The 20,616-nt window shown below is 74.0% G+C and carries 17 protein-coding genes and 1 riboswitch; of the genes, 7 read left to right on the plus strand and 10 right to left on the minus strand.

Annotated elements, in window-relative coordinates; all coding sequences use genetic code 11:
* Positions 1 to 5: 5 nt before the first annotated feature.
* Positions 6 to 509: a DinB family protein gene (locus NMQ01_RS05365; RefSeq protein WP_255185834.1), complete on the minus strand. Its 504-nt coding sequence runs from the start codon at positions 507 to 509 to the stop codon at positions 6 to 8.
* A 20-nt stretch (positions 510 to 529) separates the two neighbouring features.
* Positions 530 to 1,147, minus strand: a complete 618-nt coding sequence (locus tag NMQ01_RS05370) for a dihydrofolate reductase family protein (RefSeq protein ID WP_255185835.1) — start codon at positions 1,145 to 1,147, stop codon at positions 530 to 532.
* 100 nt (positions 1,148 to 1,247) lie between these two features.
* Between NMQ01_RS05370 and NMQ01_RS05375 the strand changes: the two genes are divergently transcribed.
* Complete coding sequence (locus NMQ01_RS05375; RefSeq protein ID WP_255185836.1) at positions 1,248 to 1,805, plus strand: acyl-CoA thioesterase; 558 nt, start codon at positions 1,248 to 1,250, stop codon at positions 1,803 to 1,805.
* Between the two features lie 79 nt (positions 1,806 to 1,884).
* On the opposite strand, the gene NMQ01_RS05380 is transcribed toward NMQ01_RS05375, so the two are convergent.
* The 3 genes from NMQ01_RS05380 to NMQ01_RS05390 are packed head-to-tail and all read right to left on the minus strand — an operon-like array spanning position 1,885 to position 5,215.
* Positions 1,885 to 3,462, minus strand: coding sequence for a precorrin-2 C(20)-methyltransferase (locus NMQ01_RS05380; RefSeq protein ID WP_255185837.1), 1,578 nt, complete (start codon positions 3,460 to 3,462; stop codon positions 1,885 to 1,887).
* Positions 3,459 to 4,127, minus strand: coding sequence for a precorrin-8X methylmutase (locus tag NMQ01_RS05385; protein WP_072624198.1), 669 nt, complete (start codon positions 4,125 to 4,127; stop codon positions 3,459 to 3,461). The genes NMQ01_RS05380 and NMQ01_RS05385 overlap by 4 nt, the downstream gene beginning before the upstream one ends.
* Complete coding sequence (locus tag NMQ01_RS05390) at positions 4,127 to 5,215, minus strand: cobalamin biosynthesis protein CobG (RefSeq protein WP_255185838.1); 1,089 nt, start codon at positions 5,213 to 5,215, stop codon at positions 4,127 to 4,129. Before NMQ01_RS05390 ends, NMQ01_RS05385 begins: the two co-directional genes overlap by 1 nt.
* Before the next feature lie 51 nt (positions 5,216 to 5,266).
* A riboswitch (cobalamin riboswitch) is annotated at positions 5,267 to 5,332 on the plus strand.
* A gap of 81 nt (positions 5,333 to 5,413) precedes the next feature.
* Here NMQ01_RS05390 and cobN point away from each other — a divergent pair.
* Together cobN and bluB are read left to right on the plus strand one after the other, a co-directional pair.
* Positions 5,414 to 9,082 (plus strand): cobaltochelatase subunit CobN, encoded by a 3,669-nt coding sequence (gene cobN, locus NMQ01_RS05395; protein ID WP_255185839.1) that lies wholly within the window; start codon positions 5,414 to 5,416, stop codon positions 9,080 to 9,082.
* On the plus strand, positions 9,079 to 10,839 hold the full coding sequence (gene bluB / locus NMQ01_RS05400) for a 5,6-dimethylbenzimidazole synthase (protein ID WP_255185840.1): 1,761 nt from the start codon (positions 9,079 to 9,081) through the stop codon (positions 10,837 to 10,839). Before cobN ends, bluB begins: the two co-directional genes overlap by 4 nt.
* 83 nt (positions 10,840 to 10,922) lie before the next feature.
* Here bluB and cobF read toward each other — a convergent pair whose 3' ends face one another.
* Both cobF and NMQ01_RS05410 read right to left on the minus strand, forming a co-directional pair.
* Complete coding sequence (gene cobF / locus NMQ01_RS05405) at positions 10,923 to 11,711, minus strand: precorrin-6A synthase (deacetylating) (RefSeq protein ID WP_255185841.1); 789 nt, start codon at positions 11,709 to 11,711, stop codon at positions 10,923 to 10,925.
* Positions 11,708 to 13,177: a cobyric acid synthase gene (locus tag NMQ01_RS05410; protein ID WP_255185842.1), complete on the minus strand. Its 1,470-nt coding sequence runs from the start codon at positions 13,175 to 13,177 to the stop codon at positions 11,708 to 11,710. Before NMQ01_RS05410 ends, cobF begins: the two co-directional genes overlap by 4 nt.
* 38 nt (positions 13,178 to 13,215) lie before the next feature.
* On the opposite strand from NMQ01_RS05410, the gene NMQ01_RS05415 reads away from it, so the two are divergent.
* Positions 13,216 to 13,818 (plus strand): histidine phosphatase family protein, encoded by a 603-nt coding sequence (locus NMQ01_RS05415; protein WP_255185843.1) that lies wholly within the window; start codon positions 13,216 to 13,218, stop codon positions 13,816 to 13,818.
* On the opposite strand, the gene NMQ01_RS05420 is transcribed toward NMQ01_RS05415, so the two are convergent.
* A complete protein-coding gene (locus tag NMQ01_RS05420; RefSeq protein WP_255185844.1) occupies positions 13,815 to 15,620 on the minus strand; it encodes an alpha/beta-hydrolase family protein in 1,806 nt (601 codons plus the stop codon). The genes NMQ01_RS05415 and NMQ01_RS05420 overlap by 4 nt on opposite strands.
* A gap of 134 nt (positions 15,621 to 15,754) precedes the next feature.
* Here NMQ01_RS05420 and NMQ01_RS05425 point away from each other — a divergent pair, with 134 nt between their 5' ends.
* The 3 genes from NMQ01_RS05425 (at position 15,755) to NMQ01_RS05435 (ending at position 18,763) form a co-directional block, all read left to right on the plus strand.
* Positions 15,755 to 16,999: a sensor histidine kinase gene (locus tag NMQ01_RS05425; RefSeq protein WP_255185845.1), complete on the plus strand. Its 1,245-nt coding sequence runs from the start codon at positions 15,755 to 15,757 to the stop codon at positions 16,997 to 16,999.
* 4 nt (positions 17,000 to 17,003) lie between these two features.
* A complete protein-coding gene (locus NMQ01_RS05430; protein WP_255185846.1) occupies positions 17,004 to 17,669 on the plus strand; it encodes a response regulator transcription factor in 666 nt (221 codons plus the stop codon).
* A gap of 155 nt (positions 17,670 to 17,824) precedes the next feature.
* Entirely contained in the window at positions 17,825 to 18,763 is a 939-nt protein-coding gene (locus NMQ01_RS05435; RefSeq protein WP_255185847.1) for an endonuclease domain-containing protein, read from the plus strand.
* A 75-nt stretch (positions 18,764 to 18,838) separates the two neighbouring features.
* Here the strand turns inward: NMQ01_RS05435 and NMQ01_RS05440 are convergent, their stop codons facing one another.
* Both NMQ01_RS05440 and NMQ01_RS05445 read right to left on the minus strand, forming a co-directional pair.
* A complete protein-coding gene (locus tag NMQ01_RS05440; RefSeq protein ID WP_255185848.1) occupies positions 18,839 to 19,738 on the minus strand; it encodes an aminoglycoside phosphotransferase family protein in 900 nt (299 codons plus the stop codon).
* Positions 19,735 to 20,598, minus strand: coding sequence for a hypothetical protein (locus NMQ01_RS05445; RefSeq protein WP_255185849.1), 864 nt, complete (start codon positions 20,596 to 20,598; stop codon positions 19,735 to 19,737). The genes NMQ01_RS05440 and NMQ01_RS05445 overlap by 4 nt, the downstream gene beginning before the upstream one ends.
* Between the last annotated feature and the right edge of the window lie 18 nt (positions 20,599 to 20,616).

Genomic DNA, 20,616 nt, shown 5'->3' on the forward strand with positions numbered 1-20,616 from the left:
GCGGGTCAGCGCTCGCGGGCGGCCAGTACCTGCTCGCGCAGGATGTCGGCGTGGCCCGCGTGCTGGGCGAGCTCGCGCAGCACGTGCAGGAGGACCCAGCGAAGGGGGAGCGGCCCCCGACGGTTGCCGGTCACCACGTCGTCGAGGTCGAGCCCGGCGATCGCCGCCCGGCTGTCCTCGCACGCCCGGCGGTGCGCGGCCCCGACCGAGGCGATGGTGTCGTGCGGGCTCAGCTCGAAGGACTCGTCAGGGGTCGCGGGGATCCCGATCTCGGTGCGCGAGCGGCCGCGGACGCCTTCGTCGAACCACACGCGCTCGACGAAGGTGGCGTGCTTGACCAGCCCGAGCAGGGTCGTGCGCGACGGCACCAGGCTGCGGCGTGCCTGGTCCTCGGTCAGGCCCTCGAGGCAGCGGCCCAGTGCCCCTCGGTGCTCGTCGACGAATGCGAGGAGTTGCTCGCGCGCCGACGCGTCGAAGGGGACCTCGTGCTCGAAGGGCGGCTGGTTCACCCCTCGACGGTAGCCGCGGCTCACCCCTCGGCGTAGACCTCGGCCGCGCCGTCGACCTCACCGGCTCGTCGCGGCTCGGGCCCGACGACCTCGAAGAGCATGGCCGTGAACTGCCCGTCCTGCTCGACCCGCTCGCGCCGCAGCCGCAGGCGCCGCGGCAGCAGGGGAGCGCCGGCGCCCAGGACGACGGGCGTCTGGTGGACCCACACCTTGTCGAGCAGCCCGGCGTCGGCGAACTGACCGGCAAGGTCGCCGCCGCCGACGATCCACACGTCCTTGCCCGCTGCCGCCTCGGTCGCCGCGGCGTGCAGCTCGCGCACGTCGCCCGCGTGCGCCTGCACCCCCTCGGGCAGGTCGAGGTCGCGGTGCGTGACGATCCACGAGGGCTGCTCGTAGGGCCAGGCGAAGTCCCGCCCGTCGTGCGTCAGCTCGCGGTGCACCCACGCATAGGTGTTGGCCCCGCACACGACGGCCCCGACCGTCGGGATGAACTGGTCGAAGTCGAGGCTGTCCCCGTCGCCGTACCTCCCGCCGGGGTCCTTGTCGTGGGCCGGCGTCGCGAAGAGCCATGACAGGCTCTCCTCGTCGTCGGCGATGTAGCCGTCGAGACTCGTCGCGGTGCAGTAGATCGTCGCCATCGACCCAGCGTGACAGGCACCACCGACACCCGTCCCCGCCGCCGCGACGAGGCGCGGTTACGCTCCCTTCGCCCTGCCCGAGACCCCGAGGACACCCACGATGAACCGCGTCCCCCGCATCCTGTGGACCGTCGCGACCGCGAGGCGTCGCGGGCCCGTCGCCCCCGGCGAGGTCGCCGTGCTGCCGCTGCGGGTGCTGCCCAACGACATCGACTTCGCGTGGCACATGAACAACGGCGTCTACTTCACGATGGCCGACCTCGGACGCATCGACCTGGCGATCCGCTCCGGGTGGGGTCTGGCGCAGGTGCGCAAGCGGGTGGCGCCGGTCGTCATGCAGGAGACGATGACCTTCCGCAGCTCGCTGCAGCCGCTGCAGGCCTACGAGCTGCACACCGTGATCGCCGGCTGGGACCGCGTCAGCGTCTTCTTCGAGCAGCGTTTCGTCGTGGACGGTCAGGTGAGCGCGCAGGCGCTGGTGCGCATGCGCTTCCTCCAGCGCGGCAAGGGCGTCGACACCGACCGGCTGTGGCCGATGCTCGGGATGACGCCGCCGCCCAGCCACGTGCCGGACTGGGCGAAGGGGTGGGGAGACGGGACCCGGCTGCCCTCGCCGCGCGAGGACGCACCGGCAGGACCGCCGCCCTTCTGGGGGTGAGCACAAGAGGTCGTCCTGGTGCATCTCGTGGCGTTGACCGCGCCAGATCGCCCTCAGTGCGACCTCTTGTGCACGGCAGTCAGTCCACCGAGCGCGGGGTCCACACCCGACCGTCGTCGGTGACCCGGGTGGTCGAGGCACCGACGACGACGAGGCAGCCCATGTCGACGGCCTCGACGTCGAGCTCGCCGAGGGTCGTCACCCACGACGACTCCTCGTCGCGGCCGACGTGGCGCGCGACGACGACGACGCGGTCCGGGCCGACCGCGTCGACGAGCAGGTCACGGGCGGCGCCGAGGGTGTCAGGGCGCGAGCGGGAGCGCGGGTTGTAGAGGGCGATCGAGATGTCGTTCGTCGCGAGCGCGGTCAGCCGTGCGGCGAGGACGTCCCACGGCTTGAGGTTGTCGCTGAGGTTGACCAGCGCGTGGTCGCCGCCGAGGACGGCACCGACGAGGGCGCTCGCCGCGTGGGCCGCGGTGACGCCCGGCACGACGTCGACCGGCACGTCGGCGTAGCCGGGGTCGTCGGACAGAGCTGCCTCGCGCGACTCGAAGAGCGCCGTCGACATGCCGAAGACACCAGCGTCACCACCCGAGACGAGCGCGACGTCCGCCCCCTCGCGGGCCAGGTCGAGCGCCAGGCGCCCGCGGTCGAGCTCGACGGAGTTGCCGGAGGCGTGGCGGGTCAGGCCCTCGCGCTGCGGCACCCGCGCGACGTAGGGCGCGTAGCCGACGACGTGGTCGACCCGGGCGAGCACCTCGCTCGCCTGCGGCGTCAGCCAGTGGTCCGGCCCCGGCCCGAGACCGACGACGTGCACCGTGCCCACCTCCTGCTGATCGAGGTGGGAGGCCGCCCGCGGCCGACCCTCGAGATCAGGGGACTCCGTACCACCCGTCAGCCGCGCGAAGTCCGCGGCCCGGCCGGCGGCATCGTCACGCAGCCCCTCGCCGGGGACGACGACGATCGACATGTAGGGCACCCGGCCCTCGTCGACCTCGGCAGCCGGCATGACGAGCTCGCCCGGGTAGGACGCGCGCTCGACGTAGACGGCACGCTCGAGCATCCCTGCCTGGCGCAGGGCCTCTCGGACACCGGCGAAGGTGCGGCCGAGCTTCATGATGATCGCCGCATCGGTGTCGGCGAGACGCCGAGCCAGCTCGGGCACGGGCAAGGTGCCGGGCAGGACGGTGAGGGTGTCCTCGTGACGGCACAGGCCGGTCGCGACCGCGGCGGTGGCGGCGGACAGCGAGGTGATCCCGGGGACGACCTCGGTGGGGTAGCGCGGACTCAGCCGGTCATGGACGTACATGAAGGAGCCGAAGAAGAGCGGGTCGCCGATGGCGAGGACGACGACGCTGCGGCCGGCAGCAAGGTGGGTCTCGAGCCGGTCGCAGCACTCGTCGTAGAAGTCGGCGAGGGCCCCGTAGTAGCCGCGAGGGTGGTCGGTGAAACCGGTCGTCACCGGGTAGCGCAGCTCTTCCTCGATGGCACCCTCGGGGATGAGGTCGGCGGCGATGGAGCGCGCGAGCGACTGCTTGCCGGTGCCCGCGTGGTAGGCGATGACATCGGCGTCACGGATGAGCCGGGCGGCTTTGAGAGTGATGAGCTCGGGGTCGCCGGGGCCGATGCCGACGCCGTAGAAGCGGCCGCCGCTCATGCCAGCTCGTCCCGGTGGGCGAGGGCGTTGAGCGCGGCAGCGGCCATCGCGGACCCGCCACGGCGGCCGTGGACGACGAGCCAGGGGACCGGGCCGCCGGGCAGGTCGTGCTCGGCGAGGGCGACCTTGGACTCCGCGGACCCGACGAAGCCGACGGGCATCCCGATGATCGCGGCGGGACGCGGGGCGCCGTCGTGGAGCAGTTCGAGCAGGTGGAAGAGGGCGGTCGGCGCATTGCCGATCGCGACGACGGCACCCTCGAGCCGCTCGCCCCAGAGGGAGACGGCGGCGGCCGCGCGGGTCGTGCCCCACTGGGCGGCGAGGTCGGGCACCTGCGGCTCGCGCAGGGTGCAGACCACCTCGTTGTCGACGGGCAGGCGGCGGCGGGTGACGCCCTGCGCGAGCATGTTGCTGTCGGTGAGGATCGGCGCCCCGGCGACGAGCGCAGCGTGGGCGGCAGCGGCGACCTCGGGGTGGCCGGCGATCTCGCTCGTGATGCCGACGTCACCGGCGGCGTGGATGATCCGCACGGCAGCACCGTGAAGGTCGGCGGGCAGGCCGCTGAGGTCGGCCTCGTCGCGGATCATCCCGAAGGAGCGGCGGTAGATCTCCTGCCCGTCGGTGACGTAGTCGTACCGGCGAGGCGGTTGGCGAAGGGGGTTCATCAAGCCTTCTCGTGTTGTGCCGCAACGACATCCGCTGCGCTGGTGGGGTTGAGGGCGGTCGCGTGGGCGCGGGCGGGGTGGCCGCACGAGCGCTCGCAGCCGATGACGTGCACGGCCGGTCCGGTGACGTCGACGAAGGGGGCGGCCTCCAGGGCGAGGTCGCGCGTGCGGGTGGTCGTCCGCCCGCACGAGGGGGCTCCGGCGCAGGCGGTGAGGACGGTCCAGGGTGAGTCTGGGGACGTCGCGAAGCCGGCCGCCGCGAGCTCCTCGGCCCGCGCGCCCCCCGGCACGACGACCGAGCGCCAGGGTGTGATGCGCAGCGTCCCCTTGAGCGCCGCGGCCATCGCCGGCGTCAGCAGCCCCAGCGGAACGAGCGCCACCAGGTCCTCACCCACCGGCCCCGGCGCGGGCGGGGCACCCGCCACGACGTCGAAGGGATCACCCCCCGGCAGCAGGTCGGCCCGGGCCTCCTCCGGGAGGTCGCGCAGGTTCCACGTGCGGGTGTCGGTGCGTGCGGCGAGGAAGCGCCGGGCGACGTCGAGCCCGGCCTCGGCGGACTCGTCGCGGGGGACGCTGATCGCGCGACCGTCGGCGACGACCTGTGCGATGCCCCCTTCGCCCAGCTCGGCCACGACCGCGACGTCCCACGGCTCGGCGAGCACGGGGCCGCCGGGGGAGGCGACGGCGAGCAGGAAGCGCCCCGGCAGCCCGGCCAGCCCGGGGTCCGCGAGCAGCCCCTCGTCGAGGGCGGTCACGAGGTCGTCGAGCCCGGGATGCGGATCGGCGACGATGTTGCGCGCCTTGTCGTGCGGCCCGGAGGGGACGAGCCCGAGGTCGCCGATCGCCGTGATGAGCTCACGGGGGAGCGGGTCGGGCAGGCCGCGCAGCTGCAGGCTGCCCCGCGAGGTGAGCGTGATGTCCGGGTTGCCGAATCGCTGTGCGAGAGAAGAGATCTCGCGCAGCGTGGAGGCATCCACCCGACCGCCGGGGATGCGCAGGCGCACCATCGCCCCGTCTGCCGAGACGAAGGGGGTGAGCAGCCCCGGGCAGCGGTCGGCGCCGCTGCGGGAGGGCGTCGGTGTGCTCACGGCAGGGCAGCCTACGCGGCCCCGGTAGGCTGCCGGACAACCGAGCAGCGCGGAACCCGGTGCAAGTCCGGGACGGTCCCGCCACTGTGAGCGAAACCCCCTTCGCGAGTCAGACACGCCCTGTCGGCCGGCTCGCACGAGACCGTGCGGGTCCCTCCCTTCGACCGCGGGGCGCGGACCCCCGCCAAGGAGCCAGACGTGACCACCGTCGCCCTGCTGTCCACCTCCGACACCGACCTGCTGAGCGCGCGCAGCGCCGGTGCGGACTACGTCGTCGGCAACCCGGCTCGCCTCACCGACGAGCAGATCGCCGAGCGCGTCGCCGGCGCCGACATCGTCGTCGTGCGCTACCTCGGATCCCCGCAGGGGCTGTGGGAGGGCTTCGCGGACCTGCGTGCGGCGAGCGCTCCGCTCGTCGTCCTCGGCGGCACCCAGGAGCCCGACGCGGCGCTCATGGAGCTGTCGACGGTCCCGCCCGGCACCGCGGCCGAGGCCCACCGCTACCTGGCCGAAGGGGGACCGGCCAACCTCGCGCAGCTGCACGCCTTCCTCGGCGACACCCTCCTGCTCACCGGTGAGGGCTTCGAGGCGCCGCAGGCGCTGCCGCAGTGGGGCGTCCTCGAGCGCGACGAGCCTGCCGCCCTCGACACCTCCGGCAGCGACACCCGTCGTCCCCGCGTCGGCGTCCTCATCTACCGGGCCCAGTACGCCGCCGGCAACACCGACTACGCGCACGCGCTCGCCGACGCGATCGACGCGGCCGGCGGCCAGGGCGTCGTCATCCACTCCGCCTCGCTGCGCGACGCCCCCGACGGTCTGCTCGAGCACCTCGGCACCCTCGACGCGCTCGTCACGACGGTCCTCGCGGCCGGCGGCACCAAGCCCGCCACCGCCGGCGCCGGCGAGGACGACGAGGCCTGGGACGTCGAGAAGCTCGCCGCCCTCGACATCCCGATCCTCCAGGGCCTGTGCCTCACCTGGGGTCGCGCCGACTGGGAGGAGTCCGACGACGGCATGAGCCCGCTGGACGTCGCGACCCAGGTCGCCGTCCCCGAGTTCGACGGTCGCCTCATCACGGTCGCCTTCTCCTTCAAGGAGTTCGACGACGAGGGCCTGCCGCACTACGTCGCCGACCCCGAGCGCGCCGCCCGCGTCGCCGGCATCGCCGTCAACCACGCGCGCCTGCGCTCCACGCCGGTCGCCGAGCGCAAGATCGCCGTCGTCCTCTCCGCCTACCCGACGAAGCACTCCCGCCTGGGCAATGCCGTCGGCCTCGACACCCCGGTCTCGACGATCCGCCTGCTGCGTGCGATGCGCGAGGCGGGCTACGACCTCGGTGACGGCTTCGTGGGGATGGACCCGCTCCCTTCGGTCGAGGGCGAGGCGTCCGACACGACCTCGGGCAATGCCCTGATCCACGAGCTCATTGCCGCCGGCGGGCAGGACGAGGAGTGGCTCACCCAGGAGCAGGTCGAGGGCGCGCAGGTGCGCATCCCGGCCGCGCGCTACCGGGAGTGGTTCGACGCCTTCCCCGCCGACCTGCGCGAGGCGATGACCGAGCACTGGGGCGAGGCGCCCGGCGAGGTCTTCGTCGACACGACGCGTGACGCGAGTGGCGAGATCGTCACCGCAGCCCTCGTCCGCGGCAATGTCGCGCTCCTCGTCCAGCCGCCCCGCGGCTTCGGCGAGAACCCCATCGCGATCTACCACGACCCCGACCTGCCGCCGACGCACCACTACCTCGCGACCTACCGCTGGATCGAGGAGGAGTTCGGCGCGCACGCCGTCGTCCACGTCGGCAAGCACGGCAACCTCGAGTGGCTCTCGGGCAAGAACCTCGCGATGTCCGCCTCCTGCGGTACCGACGCGGCCCTGGGCAACCTGCCGCTCGTCTACCCCTTCCTCGTCAACGACCCCGGTGAGGGCACGCAGGCCAAGCGCCGCGCCCACGCGACGATCGTCGACCACCTCGTCCCGCCGATGGCCCGCGCCGAGTCCTACGGCGACATCTCCCGCCTCGAGCAGCTCCTCGACGAGTACGGCAACGTCTCGGTCATGGACCCGGCCAAGGCGCCGGCCCTGCGGGGCGAGATCTGGCAGCTGCTGCACGCCGCGCAGATGCACGTCGACCTCGGTCTGGGCGACGACGTCGACCTCGATGACGCCGACGGCTTCGACGACCTCGTCATGCACGTCGACGGCTGGCTCTGCGAGATCAAGGACGTCCAGATCCGCGACGGCCTGCACGTGCTCGGCCAGGCGCCGCAGGGCGAGGAGCTCGTCAACCTCGTGCTCGCCGTCCTGCGTGCCGCGCAGGTCTTCTCCGGCCAGGTCGGGTCCGTCCCCGGTCTGCGGGCGGCGCTCGGCCTCGCCGAGGATGCCTCCACCACCGAGACCGATGCGGTCGAAGGGAGGGCCCGTCACCTCGTCGAGGCCCTCGCCGCCGCGGACTGGTCTGCCTCTGCCGCAGGCGATCTCGTCGCGCAGCACGAGCCCGACCTCGCGCCGGAGGCGGCCGCCGAGGTCACCCGGGTGCTCGAGTTCGCCGCGACGCAGGTCGTGCCGCGGCTCGCCGCGACCGAACGCGAGCTGCCGATGGTGCTGCACGCCCTCGACGGCGGCTACATCCCCGCAGGGCCGAGCGGGTCCCCCCTTCGTGGCCTCGTCAACGTGCTGCCCACCGGGCGCAACTTCTACTCCGTCGACCCCAAGGCGATCCCCTCGCGGCTGGCCTACCAGACGGGCACCGCGATGGCTGACTCGCTGCTCGCCCGCTACCGCGAGGAGACCGGCGAGCTGCCGACCTCGGTCGGGCTGTCGATGTGGGGCACGTCGGCGATGCGCACCTCGGGCGACGACATTGGTGAGGTGCTCGCCCTGCTCGGCGTGACGCCGGTGTGGGACGAGCAGTCCCGCCGCGTCACCGGTCTCGAGCCGATCCCGCTCGCCGAGCTGGGCCGCCCGCGCATCGACGTCACGGTGCGCATCTCGGGCTTCTTCCGCGACGCCTTCCCGCACGTCATCGCCCTCATCGACGACGCCGTCGCGCTCGTCGCCGGCCTCGACGAGGCCCCTGAGGACAACCACGTGCGCGCGCACACCGTCGCCGACCTCGCCGAGCACGGTGACGAGCGACGCTCTCGCACACGGATCTTCGGCTCCAAGCCTGGCTCCTACGGCGCGGGCATCCTCCAGGTCGTCGAGTCGGGCAACTGGCGCAGCGACGACGACCTCGCGCAGGTCTACACCGCGTGGGGCGGCTACGCCTACGGCCGCGACCTCGACGGTGCACCGGCCGCCGAGGACATGGAGCGCACCTACCGCCGCATCCAGGTCGCGGCCAAGAACGTCGACAACCGCGAGTCCGACATCCTCGACAGCGACGACTACTTCCAGTACCACGGCGGCATGGTCGCGACCGTCCGAGCGCTCACCGGGGCCGAGCCCAAGGCCTATGTCGGCGACTCGACCTCGCCCGACGCGGTGCGCACCCGCACGCTGCAGGAGGAGACCAACCGCGTCTTCCGCTCGCGCGTCGTCAACCCGCGGTGGATCTCGGCGATGCAGCGCCACGGCTACAAGGGCGCCTTCGAGCTCGCGGCGACCGTCGACTACCTCTTCGGCTTCGACGCGACGGCCGGCGTCGTCCACGACTGGATGTACGACCGGATCGCGCAGGACTACGTCCTCGACGAGACCAACCAGGAGTTCATGCGCCGGGCCAACCCGTGGGCCCTGCGTGGCATCGTCGAAAAGCTCACCGAGGCCGCCGACCGCGGCCTGTGGGAGGAGCCCGACCCCGAGGTCGTCCGGGCGATGCAGCAGGTCTACCTCGACATCGAGGGCGACCTCGAGGACGACGAGTGAGCGCGGGGCAGGGCGAGGGCAGGAGCCTCGACGGCGCCCGGTACGCCCGCCCGGTCCCGACGATCGGCGACACGAGCAGCGCGGCCCAGCGCCGCGAGGACCCCTCCGGCTGGGCCATGGGCGAGGCCGTCACCGAGGCCCTCGCCTCCGTCGTCGCCGGGCGGCGCGACATCCGCCGCTACCGGCCCGACGCCGTGCCCCAGGAACTCATCACGGCCGTCCTCGAGGCCGGGCACCGGGCGCCGAGCGTCGGCCACTCGCAGCCCTGGCGCTTCATCGTCGTCACCGACCCCGCGACCCGTGACCGGGCCGCCGCGATGGCCGACAGGGCGCGGGTCGACCAGGCCGCGCACCTCGCCTCGGAGCGGGCCGCGCGCATGCTCGACCTCAAGCTCGAGGGCCTGCGTGAGGCCCCCGTCGGCGTCGTCGTCGCCTGCGACCGGCGCACCCCGGCGACCGGCGTGCTCGGGAGGGCGACCTTCCCCGACGCCGACCTGTGGTCGTGCGCGACGGCCATCGAGAACATGTGGCTCACCGCCCGCGCCCACGGCCTCGGCATGGGCTGGGTGACGCTCTTCGACCCCGACGAGCTCGCCGACCTGCTCGGCCTGCCCGAGGGCGTCGTCACGCTCGGCTGGCTCTGTCTCGGCTGGCCCGACGAGCGCCCGCCGTCGCCCGGCCTGGAGCGCGCCGCCTGGTCGAAGAAGACCCCGCTCGAGCAGGTCGTCCTGCGGGAGCGCTGGCCGGCCGACGAGGGCGCGCCCCAGCAGCCGGTCTCGCACCTGCGCGGGCCCGAGCCGGCCCGGCTCGTCGGCGCGACCGACGCCGCCGACGAGCTGCTCTCGCCCCCCGAGTCGCTCGGCGTCCTCGACCGGGCGCTCAACCGCGTGCTCGCCGTCGGTGCCCAGGACGTCACCGGCGGCACCCTCGTGCTCGCCGGTGCCGACCACCCGGTCACGGGCCTCGGCGTCAGCGCCTTCCCTGACGCGACGACCCACGACGTGCTCACCGCGACCGTCGCCGGCACCTCGCTCGGTGCCGCCGCGGCGAAGGGAGCCGGACTCGCCGTCGTCGGGGTGGACGCCGGTGTGGCCCAGGCAGTCCCGGGTGCGCACGGAGTCCGACCAACGGGGGAGCGGGGCGACCTCGCGTCCACGGATGCGATGACGCTCGCCGACGTCGACGCCCTCGTCGCCGCCGGGCGCGAGATCGGCACCGAGGCCGCGGCCTCCGGCCTGGTCTGCCTGGGCGAGGTCGGCGTCGGCAACACGACCGTCGCCGCGGCCCTCGCCTGTGCCCTCCTCGACCTCGAGCCTCAGGACGCCGTCGGCCTGGGCTCCGGCTCCGACGCCGATATGGTCGCCCGCAAGCGGGAGGTCGTGGCCGCTGCGGTGGCGCGTACGCAGGGTGAGCGGGACCCCCTTCGCCTCCTCGCGATGGTCGGTGGGCCCGAGATCGCGCTGCTCACCGGTGTGACGCTCGGGGCCGCGGCCGCCGGCGCACCCGTCGTGCTCGACGGTCTCGCCGCGTCGTTGCCCGGCGTCATCGCCGCGCGCCTCGAGCCGGCCGCCCAGGCCTACCTGCTCGCCGGGCAGGTCAGTCGCGAGCGGGCGCACGCCCTCGTGCTGCGCGAGCTGGGCCTCGAGCCGTTGCTCGACCTGCGCCTGCGCTCCGGTGAAGGTGTCGGCGCCTGCCTCGCCGCCTCGATGGTGCTCCAGGGCCTCGCCGTCCGCCGCATCGCGGCTCGCACCCGCTGACCCACGGACCAACTTCGCAAAACCATAGGGTCCTGCGCAGTTGGCGGCCCCCTAACCCTGCAAAACCCTGGGGTTTTGCAGGGTTAGGGCGTCAGCGCGTAGACGTCCATGACCCAGCCGTGGGTCTCGCGCAGGCGCGCCCGCAGCTCGACGATCTCGTCGATGACATCGGCCAGGCGGCCGGAGCGCAGCTCCTGCTGCGGCATGCCGACGTAGGCACCCCAGTGGATCACCGTGTCCGGGTGGGTGTCGGCCAGCTCGCGGCAGTGCAGGTGCCCGTCGAGCATGACGACGACGGTGCCGAGGGTCAGGTCGGCGGCCCCAGCGGCCTGCCACTCCTCGACGAGCCGGCGGCCGGTCGTGATGTGCACCGGTTCGCCGACGCGGTGCAGCACGACGCCGTGCGCGGCCGCGAGGGTCTGGAAGGCCGAGATCCCCGGGATCACCCGCACCCGCGTCGCGATCCGCTCACCGATCGCGTCGACGATGCGGATCGTGCTGTCGTAGAAGGCCGGGTCGCCCCACACGAGGAAGCCCACGACCGCGTCGGCGGGCAGCTCGTCGATGATCTGCACGTAGGCGTCGGTGCGGGCGGCGTGCCAGTCGCGCACCCCCTGCGCGTACTCCGCGGAGTCGCGGTCGGCGTCCGGCCCGCGCTTCGGGTCGGGCACGGTGACGAACTCGTAGGCGTGGTCGGCGGGGATGAAGCGGTCGCAGATCGCCCGGCGCACCGCGACCAGCTCGTCCTTGGCCCCGCCCTTGTCCGCGACGAGGAAGACGTCGACCTCGGCGAGCGCCGCGGCGGCCTCGGCGGTCACGTGCTCGGGCGAGCCGGCCCCGATGCCGATGACGTGGATGGCTCGAGTGCTCAAGTGGTCTCCTTGACGAGGGACAGCAGGGCGTCGACATCGACGTGGGTCTCGAGGGCATCGGCGAGGATGTCGATCATCCCCTCGCGACGAGCGGCGAAGGGGGCGGCCCCCGGGTCCGCGGACCACCGCGCCCCGGTCGTCGCGGCCACGTCGTCGAGCAGGGCCCGCCGGTAGTCGTCGCACTCCAGGGTGCCGTGCCAGATGGACCCGCGGACCGGGCCGATCGCGTGGCCGCCGGGGAAGTCCTCGCCGCCGGTCGGCTCGACGACCCCGTGGTGGATCTCGTAGCCCTCGACGTCGTGCCCGCGCCAGCTCCCGCTCGGCCGGGCCAGCACCTTGTCGTCGTGGAAGACGACCCGTCCCGGCAGCAGCCCGAGGCCCGGGACCGTTGCGGCAGAGGGGGTCTCGCTCCCTTCGACCCCGTCGTCGACGATCTCGTCGAGGAGCATCTGGTAGCCACCGCAGATGCCGAGCACCGGCGCACCGCGCGCGGCCCGCTCGAGGACGACGTCGGCGAGGCCGGTGCGCCGCAGCCAGGCGAGGTCCGAGGTCGTCGCTCGGGATCCGGGCAGGACGACGAGGTCGGCCTCGCGCACCGCATCGGCATCGACCGTCACCCGCACGTCGACGCCGGGCTCGGCGGCCAGCGCGTCGACGTCGGTGCCGTTGGAGGTGCGGGGCAGGCGCACCACCGCGACCGACAGCCGGCGGTCGGCGGGCACGCCGTCCTCGGCGTCGCCCCAGGCGCCCATCGACAGGGAGTCCTCGGAGTCGAGCCACACGTCCTGCAGCCACGGCAGGACCCCGAGCGAGGGCATGCCGGTGCGCCGGGTGATCTCGGCCAGGCCCGGCTCGAGGACCGAGGCGTCACCGCGGAACTTGTTGATGACATAGGCCGCGAGCAGCGGGCGGTCCTCGTCGGACACGAGCGCCCACGTGCCGTAGAGCGCGGCCAGCACGCCGCCGCGGTCGATGTCGCCCACGAGGACCGTGGGTAGCGAAAAACGCTGCGCCAGACCGAGGTTGACGTAGTCACCGGCCCGCAGGTTGATCTCGGCGGGGGAGCCGGCGCCCTCGCAGACGACGAGGTCGTGCTCGGCCGCGAGCTCCTCGTAGGCGGCGAAGGCCGCCTGTGCCAGATGCGCCCGCCCGGTCGCGTACTCGCCGGCCTGCAGCTCACCAGCGGGCCGACCCCGCACGACGACGTGGGCGCGGCGGTCGCTGCCGGGCTTGAGCAGCACGGGGTTCATCGCCGACGTCGCCTCGACCCCCGCAGCCTGCGCCTGGAGGTACTGCGCGCGCCCGATCTCAGCGCCGTCGCGGCAGACCATCGAGTGGTTGGACATGTTCTGCGCCTTGTAGGGCGCGACGGCCAGCCCACGACGGGCGAATGCCCGGCACAGACCCGTCACGACGAGCGACTTGCCCGCGTCGGACGAGGTTCCGGTGATCAAGAGGCCGCTCACGATCGGACACTCTACGGATCACCACTAGCGTGGCTCTTGTGAGCCCGACGCACGTGCACCTGGTCCGACACGGGCAGTCGACGTGGAACCGCGACGGCCTGGTCCAGGGTGCGCACCGGGGCTCCAACCAGGCCCTGCTCACCGACACCGGCCGGGCCGAGGCGGCCCGGGCCGGCATGGTCCTCGGTGCCCGGCTCGGCCGACCCCGTGACGAGCGCTCGCTGCAGCTGTGGACGAGCGACCTCATGCGCACGCTGCAGACCGCCGAGATCATCTCCGTCACGCTGCGCCCCATGGGGTGGAGCGCGTCGGTGCGCAACGAGCCCGGGTTGCGCGAGCAGGCGCTCGGCGACCTCGAGGGGGAGCGAACCGACGCCCTTCGCTCCGTGCCCGTCCCCGAAGGGGAGCACATCAGCGAGGTGCGGTGGGGCGGGGGCGAGTCGATGCAGGAGGTCTTCGAGCGGGTCGGCGAGTGGTTCGCCCCCGCGCTCATCGAGCAGCCCGACCACCTCGTCGTCGTCAGCCACGAGCACACGATCCGGGCCGCGCTCGCCTGGCTGCGCTCGACCTCGCACCGTGACATCGACTGGGACGAGCCGGTGCTGCCCGGCTCGGTGACGACCTACGACGTCGTCGACTAGCACGTCGCGAGCCGCTCGGCCTGGTCCGCCCCGTAGCGGTGGCCGCTGCCGTCGGGCACCTCGAGCGACCCGATGAAGTCGGCCGCGTCGTGCACCGCGCTCACGACCGGCACCCACCTGCGGTCACCCTCGGGCGGGACGACGAGATCGCGGACCGAGGCGTGCACGACGGGGTCGTCGGCGTTGGCCACCGACGCCTCGCGCGGCAGCCCCACGCGGTGCCCGCCGGGCGTGCCGGTCCACAGCACCGAGCACACCTGCCGGGAGCGTGCGGCCCCCGGGCCGGCGAAGATCGCCTGACCGGCCGTGGCCCCGAGGCTCTCGCCGACGACGTGCACCTGGGGCCGCGCATCGGCAGGCAGCGCCGCCACCCGGGCGGTCACCGCGTCGAAGATCTCGCCGGCCGCCTCCTCCGCAGCATCCCGGTGGGCGAGGTAGGCCAGCCAGCTCGGCGAGTCGTCGTACTGCATCCCGACGGTCGCGACCCGCGACCCGAAGCGTCGCTCCAGACCCGCCACGAGGTTGGGGTTGATCCACCCCGATCCGGTCGGCACGGCGATGACGATGTGGTCCCGCTGCAGGCCGCCGGACCGCACGAGGTCCGTCGCGGCCCGTTGTGCGCGAGCGGTGGCGGCCTCCCCTTCGCGCAGCCCGGCATACTCGCGCACGGCACCCACCGGGGACGGCGTGAGGAGCACGCGGTCCTCCGGTGAGGTCGGGGCACCGTGCACCGGGCCGCCGGACAGGACCGCGGCCGAGCCGATCGCCACGGCCAGCGCCGGTCGCCAGGCGGTCCGGCGCCGCGCCCACCCCCACCGAAGGGAGCGCACCACCAGCCACGCAGCCACGACGACGGCGCCCACCCCGGCCCACCAGGTCACGTCGGTCCCGGGCAGCCCGACTCCCGCCCTTCGCGCGGAGAGGGCGCCCTGCGCCCAGGCGACCGTGCCCGCGGATCCGACCGCCACGACGAGCAGACCGACGGACCGGGCGCGGCCGACGAGCCGGGGCACGGCCGGGCGCAGCAGGCGTGTCAGCGTGACGCAGCCACCGACGAGGACGGCGGTCAGGGCGCCCTGCAGGAGTGGCCCGTGCGGCAGGTGCGCGGGGGAGAGGCTGAGCAGCAGACCGACCGCGACGGACGCCGCACCCGACACCCGTGGCAGCGACTCCACCCGCTTGGCTAGCAGGCGCCGCAGGCGAGCGACACCGAGCGACAGGAGACCGCCGGTGCCGACGAGGGCCACGGCCCCGGAGGCCATCGCGGCCGTCGACGCGGCGTCCTCCGGGAGCGGCGCCACGTCGTGCTGGCGCACCGAGTTGGCGCGCACGAAGAAGCCGGCGATGTGCGCCCACGACGTGCACCAGGTGCGCGAGATCCCTTCGCGCGCAGCGCAGCTCGCCACGGCCGACCGGGTCAGCTGCGCGTCGAGGGCCTGCCGCGACCCCGGGGGCAGTGCCCCGTCGACGTGCGCGGCATGGCGCAGCAGGTCGTAGCCGAGGTCGTGCTGCCGGCACGGCCCCTCGAACTCCGCCGGCAGCGGAACGGGCGAGGAGCACGACCCGGTGGGGTTGACGAGGCGACCGTCCTCCACGACCGGCGTGTAGCCCACGTCGGCGGCGAAGCCGGCGGGCAGCGCAGCGGCGGCACGCGGCACCGAGCCCGAGGTGAGCGCGGCGACGGCCGAGCGGGACCCCGGGTCGGACTGCGTCGTCGGCGGTCGGCCGGCGAGGGTCAAGGCCGCCCAGAGCGCTGCGGCGACGAGGGTGAGCAGGGCGGTGCGGGTCAGTGGCGAGGTCATGCCGGTGAACCTCGCGAGCGCGCCCCGCGCGCCGCGTCACCCGCACGGGCCGTCGTCGGGTGCTACCCGGGGGCCATCGCAGATGGCTCCGAAGTATGACGACGCGGACCCCGCGGCTCCGTAGCCTGAGTGCCATGCCCCGCCTCCCGCGCCCGCCCCGCTCGTGGGTCGGGCGTGCCCTCGCCGCGAGCGGTCGTGGCCTCACCCGGCTGACGAAGGGGGCGGCCGCTCACCCCTTCGTCCTGCTGTGGGCGCTGGCGCTGCTCCTGCTCGTCGTCACGTGGTCGACGACGACGGTCACCCACGACGTCCCGGACTCGCTCCTGCCGGTCCTCGCGCTCATGACGGTGGCGCCCCTCGTCGTCCTCGCGGCGGGTCAGCGCGCGATCGCCGCGTGGGTGGTGTCGATGGCCGCCTCCCTCGTGTGGCTCGTCGTGCTGGGCCACGCGGACTGGCCGATGCCGTGGCCGGTGACGCACTTCCTCGTCCTGCTGCTCACGGTGCTCGTCGTGGCGCTCGCCGGCGCCGCCCGCGAGGTCGCCCTCGCCACCGTCGTCACGGCGCTGCTCTTCCTCGTCGTCATGGACACCGGCCTCAAGCCGTGGGCGATCGGCGTCGTCGTCATCGTCGCCTTCGGCCTGCTCGTGCGCTGGCTCGTCCTCTCCCGTCGCCAGATCGCCCGACAGGAGGAGGAGGCGGAGGTCGAGCGGGCCCGTCGCGCCGTCGTCGAGGAGCGCAGCCGCATCGCCCGTGAGCTGCACGACGTCGTCGCCCACCACATGTCGATGGTCGTCGTGCAGGCACAGACCGCGCCCTACCGCGTCCCCGGCCTCACCCCGGAGGCGAAGGGAGAGCTCGCCGGCATCGAGGAGTCGGCCCGAGCCGCGCTGCAGGAGGTTCGCTCCGTCCTCGGGGTCCTGCGGGAGGAGGGCACGCCCGTCGCGACCGCGCCGCAGCCGACGCTCGCCGACCTGCCGGCCCTGCTCGAGTCCTTACGCGCCGCCGGCATGGACCTCACCTGGCACCTCGGGGTCGACCCCGAGCGGTGCCCGCCCGGCACCGGGCTGGCCCTGCACCGCGTGCTGCAGGAGGCGCTGGCCAACGCCAGCCGGCACTCCCCGGGCTCGTCGGTGCGTGTGGAGCTGCTGCTGGTGCACGCCGAGGACGCCCCGCGGGCCGCCCTGCTCACGGTGGGGACCTCCCCTTCGTCCGGGGCGGCTCGGCCGGTGACGGAGCAGGGCGGCGGTCACGGCATCCCCGGCATGCGCACGCGCGTCGAGGCGGTCGGGGGAGTCCTCACGGCCGGGCCCACGCCCGAGGGCGGCTTCGTCGTCACCGCGCAGGTGCCGCTCGACGACCGGCCCGGGCTGGGAGGCTAGGCGCATGGCGATCTCGGTGGTCATCGTCGACGACCAGGCGATGGTGCGGCAGGGCTTCGGTGCGCTCCTCGACGCCCAGCCCGACATCAGCGTCATCGGGGAGGCAGCCGACGGCGCGACCGGCGTGCGCGAGGTGGCCCGGCTCGCCCCCGACGTCGTCCTCATGGACGTGCGGATGCCGGAGGTCAACGGCCTGGAGGCCACGGCGACGATCCTCTCGGCGCCGAGCCCGACCCGCCCGCGGGTGCTCATGCTCACGACCTTCGACATCGACGACTACGTCTACGAGGCCCTGCGCCTCGGCGCCAGCGGGTTCATGCTCAAGGACGCGCCCGCCGACGAGCTCGTCCGCGCCGTGCGCGTCGTCGCCGGTGGCGACCAGCTGCTCGCGCCGAGCATCACCCGCCGGCTCATCGAGGAGTCCACCCGTCGCCGCGGCACCGTCCCGCGCCGGTCGCCGCAGCTCGAGTCGCTCACCGCCCGGGAACGCGAGGTCCTCGAGCTCATCGCCGGTGGGCGCTCCAATGCCGAGATCGCCGGCGAGCTCTACCTCGCCGAGCAGACGGTCAAGACGCACGTGTCGCGGGTGCTCGCCAAGCTCGGCCTGCGCGACCGCGCCCAGGCGGTCGTCTTCGCCTACGAGCACGCCGTCGTCGTGCCCGGCGTCTAGCCGAGCAGCGCACCGCCGGCGTGTGTCACCTTGTGCGCACCCGTGTCACCCCATGCGGTCACACGGGTGACCACACGGTGACACAGGCGGGTGAGACGCGTGGGCGCTGTGGAGAACCCGACGGTGGACGGCGCGCGATCCGCCACGCTGGCGTCATGGACCCCCGGATCGTCTTCGCCCTCGAGCGAACCGGCGCCACCTCGGCGACGTCGCTCGTGGCCGCTGGGGTGAGCCGTCGCGAGATCGAGCGCGCGGTGTCGGCAGGCGTGTTGCTCAGGTTGCGACGCAATGCCCTCGTCGACGGGGAGCGGTGGCGCACCTCCCCGCCGTGGGAGCGTCACGGGATGCGGGCGGTGGCTGTGGCGGCCGGTCTGACCACGGACGCGGGGTGCCCGGTCGTCCTGACCCACCACAGTGCGCTCGCGGTCCACGGCATCTCTCTGCACGGGGTCGACGACCGGGTGCACCTCTCGTGGGCCGACGGGCGAAGGGGGCGTACCTCCGCCTTGGTCAGGGTCCACCGTCTCGTGCCCGAGCGATTCCTCGACGCAGCAGCGGGTCTACCGGTGGTCTCGGTCGCTGCCGCGTGCGTCCAGGTCGCCGCCGCCTGCGGGCCAGAAGCGGCACTCGTGAGCGTTGACGACGCCCTGCACCGGGAGCGGATGACGATGCGCGACCTCGAGGAGGCTGTGGCGGCCGTGGGCGCCGGTCGCACGTCGAGCGCGCCCCGTCAGGTGCTCGCGCTGGCTGACTCGAAGGCCGAGTCCGCCGCCGAGTCGCGGGCCCGGTGGTGCTTCCACCTTGCTGGACTCCCACCAGCCACCCCACAGGTCGAGCTGCGTGACGAGTACGGAGAGCTGTGGGCTCGGCTCGACTTCCTCATCGAAGAGGCAGGCGTCGTCATAGAGGTCGACGGGATGCGCAAGTACCGCGACATCGACGACCTGCGCGCCGAGAAGCTGCGGGAGGACCGACTCCGTGAGCTCGGCTACGAGGTCGTGCGCCTGACGTGGGCCGACCTGAGCGATCCACGGGTCGTGCGTCGGAAGGTCGGGGCAGCCCTGGACCGCGCGCGTCGACGTCGCACCGCCTGACCCGTGTGACGTTCCCGCTCGCCGTGTGACCGTATGGGGTGACACGGCCGCGCAGATGCTCACACAGGGAACGACTCAGTCGCCCAGGGCCTTGATGAGCGCGATCGCGCGCGAGACCCGCTCGCCGTCACCGTCCTCGGTCGCCCAGACCGCGTTCACCACCTCGCGCAGCGCGCTCACCGCCCGCACGAGGTCCTCGTCGAGCCCCGCCACGTCGGACACGACCTCGACCCGGCGCCGCACCGACCAGCGCAGCGACGCGCCGGTCCCCATCTCCGCCCACCGGTTGGTGAGCAGCGGCCCGACCTCCCACGCGGGGTGGCCGACGATCGGCTTGGGGTCGATCGCCACCCAGTCGGTGCCGTCGGACAGGACGTTGCCGTAGTGCAGGTCGCCGTGGAGCAGCCGCTCGCCGCCGAGCTCCTCCAGCGAGCGAAGGGAGGACCGCGCCTGCTCGACGTAGCGTCGCGGCACGCCGGCCGCCGCCGACCGGCCGAGGATCTCGGCCGCCCACGGCACGAGCACCGGCAGCTGCGGCAGGGGAGCGGTGTGCAGGTCGGCGTAGAGCCCGGCGACGATCGCGACGGCCTCCTCGTCCCAGAGCCCGTCGAGGTCCTCGGTCGTCAGTTGCTCGAGCAGCAGCACCGATCGACGAGGGTCGGCGCGCAGCAGCCGCACGGCACCGCGTCCGTCCCAGGCCCGCAGGGCGAGGTGCTCCCCGTCGGCGTCGGTGTGCGGCCAGCCCAGCTTGAGCACCGCCGCACCCTCGGGCCAGCGCACGGGCAGCACGAGCGAGCAGTGACCGGTCATCGGGGCGCCGTCGACGGTCAGCTCCCAGGCGTCGACGACCTCGGCGACCAGGTGGGGCAGGGCGGCGATCCAGTCACCGCCGGCGGGACCCCCTTCGGCAGCGAAGCCCGCGATCCGCGCCGCGAAGTCCGCGGGCACGAGGGCCGCGGCGTCCTCGACCCTCACGACTGGTGCTTGCCGTCCCCGTAGAGCTCGGGGACGTCCTGGCGGAACTGCGCCCGCGAGATCCGCTCGGCCGTGACCATCCAGCCGGTCACCTCGAGCGCCGCGTCGCGGTCGTCATCGAGCCGGGCGAAGCAGTCGGCATACGCGGCCTGCAGCCGCACGAAGCTCCCGACGACCCAGTCGCGTCCGGCCGTCCCCGACAGGTCGTCGGGTCGCTCGTAGCCGAGCGGGGTGGGCTCGACGTCGTCGCCGGCGGCCGTCGCCTGACGGGCGCTGAGGTCCCGCAGCTCGTCGGCCGCGGCGAGTGCCGCCTTGGCGACGACTCCCTGGCCGGGCTCCTTCGCCTGGCCGGCGATGACGTCGAGGGCGTACATCGTCGCCCGGGTGGCCTGCAGCGCGGTCGCGGCGACCTCGCCCCGCCGCCACGTCCCGGTGCCGGGAGCGGTCCACAGCCGCGACTTCCGCCCGAGGGGGGTCGTGATCCGCTGCGTCGCGGTGAGCTGACCGACGAGCTGCAGCAGGCCCGGGCCGCACTCGCGCACCGACGCCTCGAAGGCCGCCGCGGTCTCGGCGTCGGAGCCCGGCGCGGTCGCGTGCTCGACGACCTCGGCCGGGACGGCGGCCTCGGTGAGCGCGTCGCGCAGCAGGTCGGCCCGCTGGGCCGCGTGGAGCTCGGTGCCCTCGTCGAGCGCCCCGAGCACCGCGAGCAGGGCGCCCTCGCCGGGGATCGGCTCCCGCCGCGGGACGAAGGGGAGGTCCGGCGCGTCGTCCTCGAGGCGCACCCCGCAGCCGGTCACGGCCGTCACCGAGAGGGTGAGGGCACCGGTGAGCAGGAGGCGTCGGCTGGGTCGGGCAGGCACGGTGTCGATCTTCGCACG

The organism is Janibacter sp. CX7 (assembly GCF_024362365.1).
Classification (GTDB): domain Bacteria; phylum Actinomycetota; class Actinomycetes; order Actinomycetales; family Dermatophilaceae; genus Janibacter.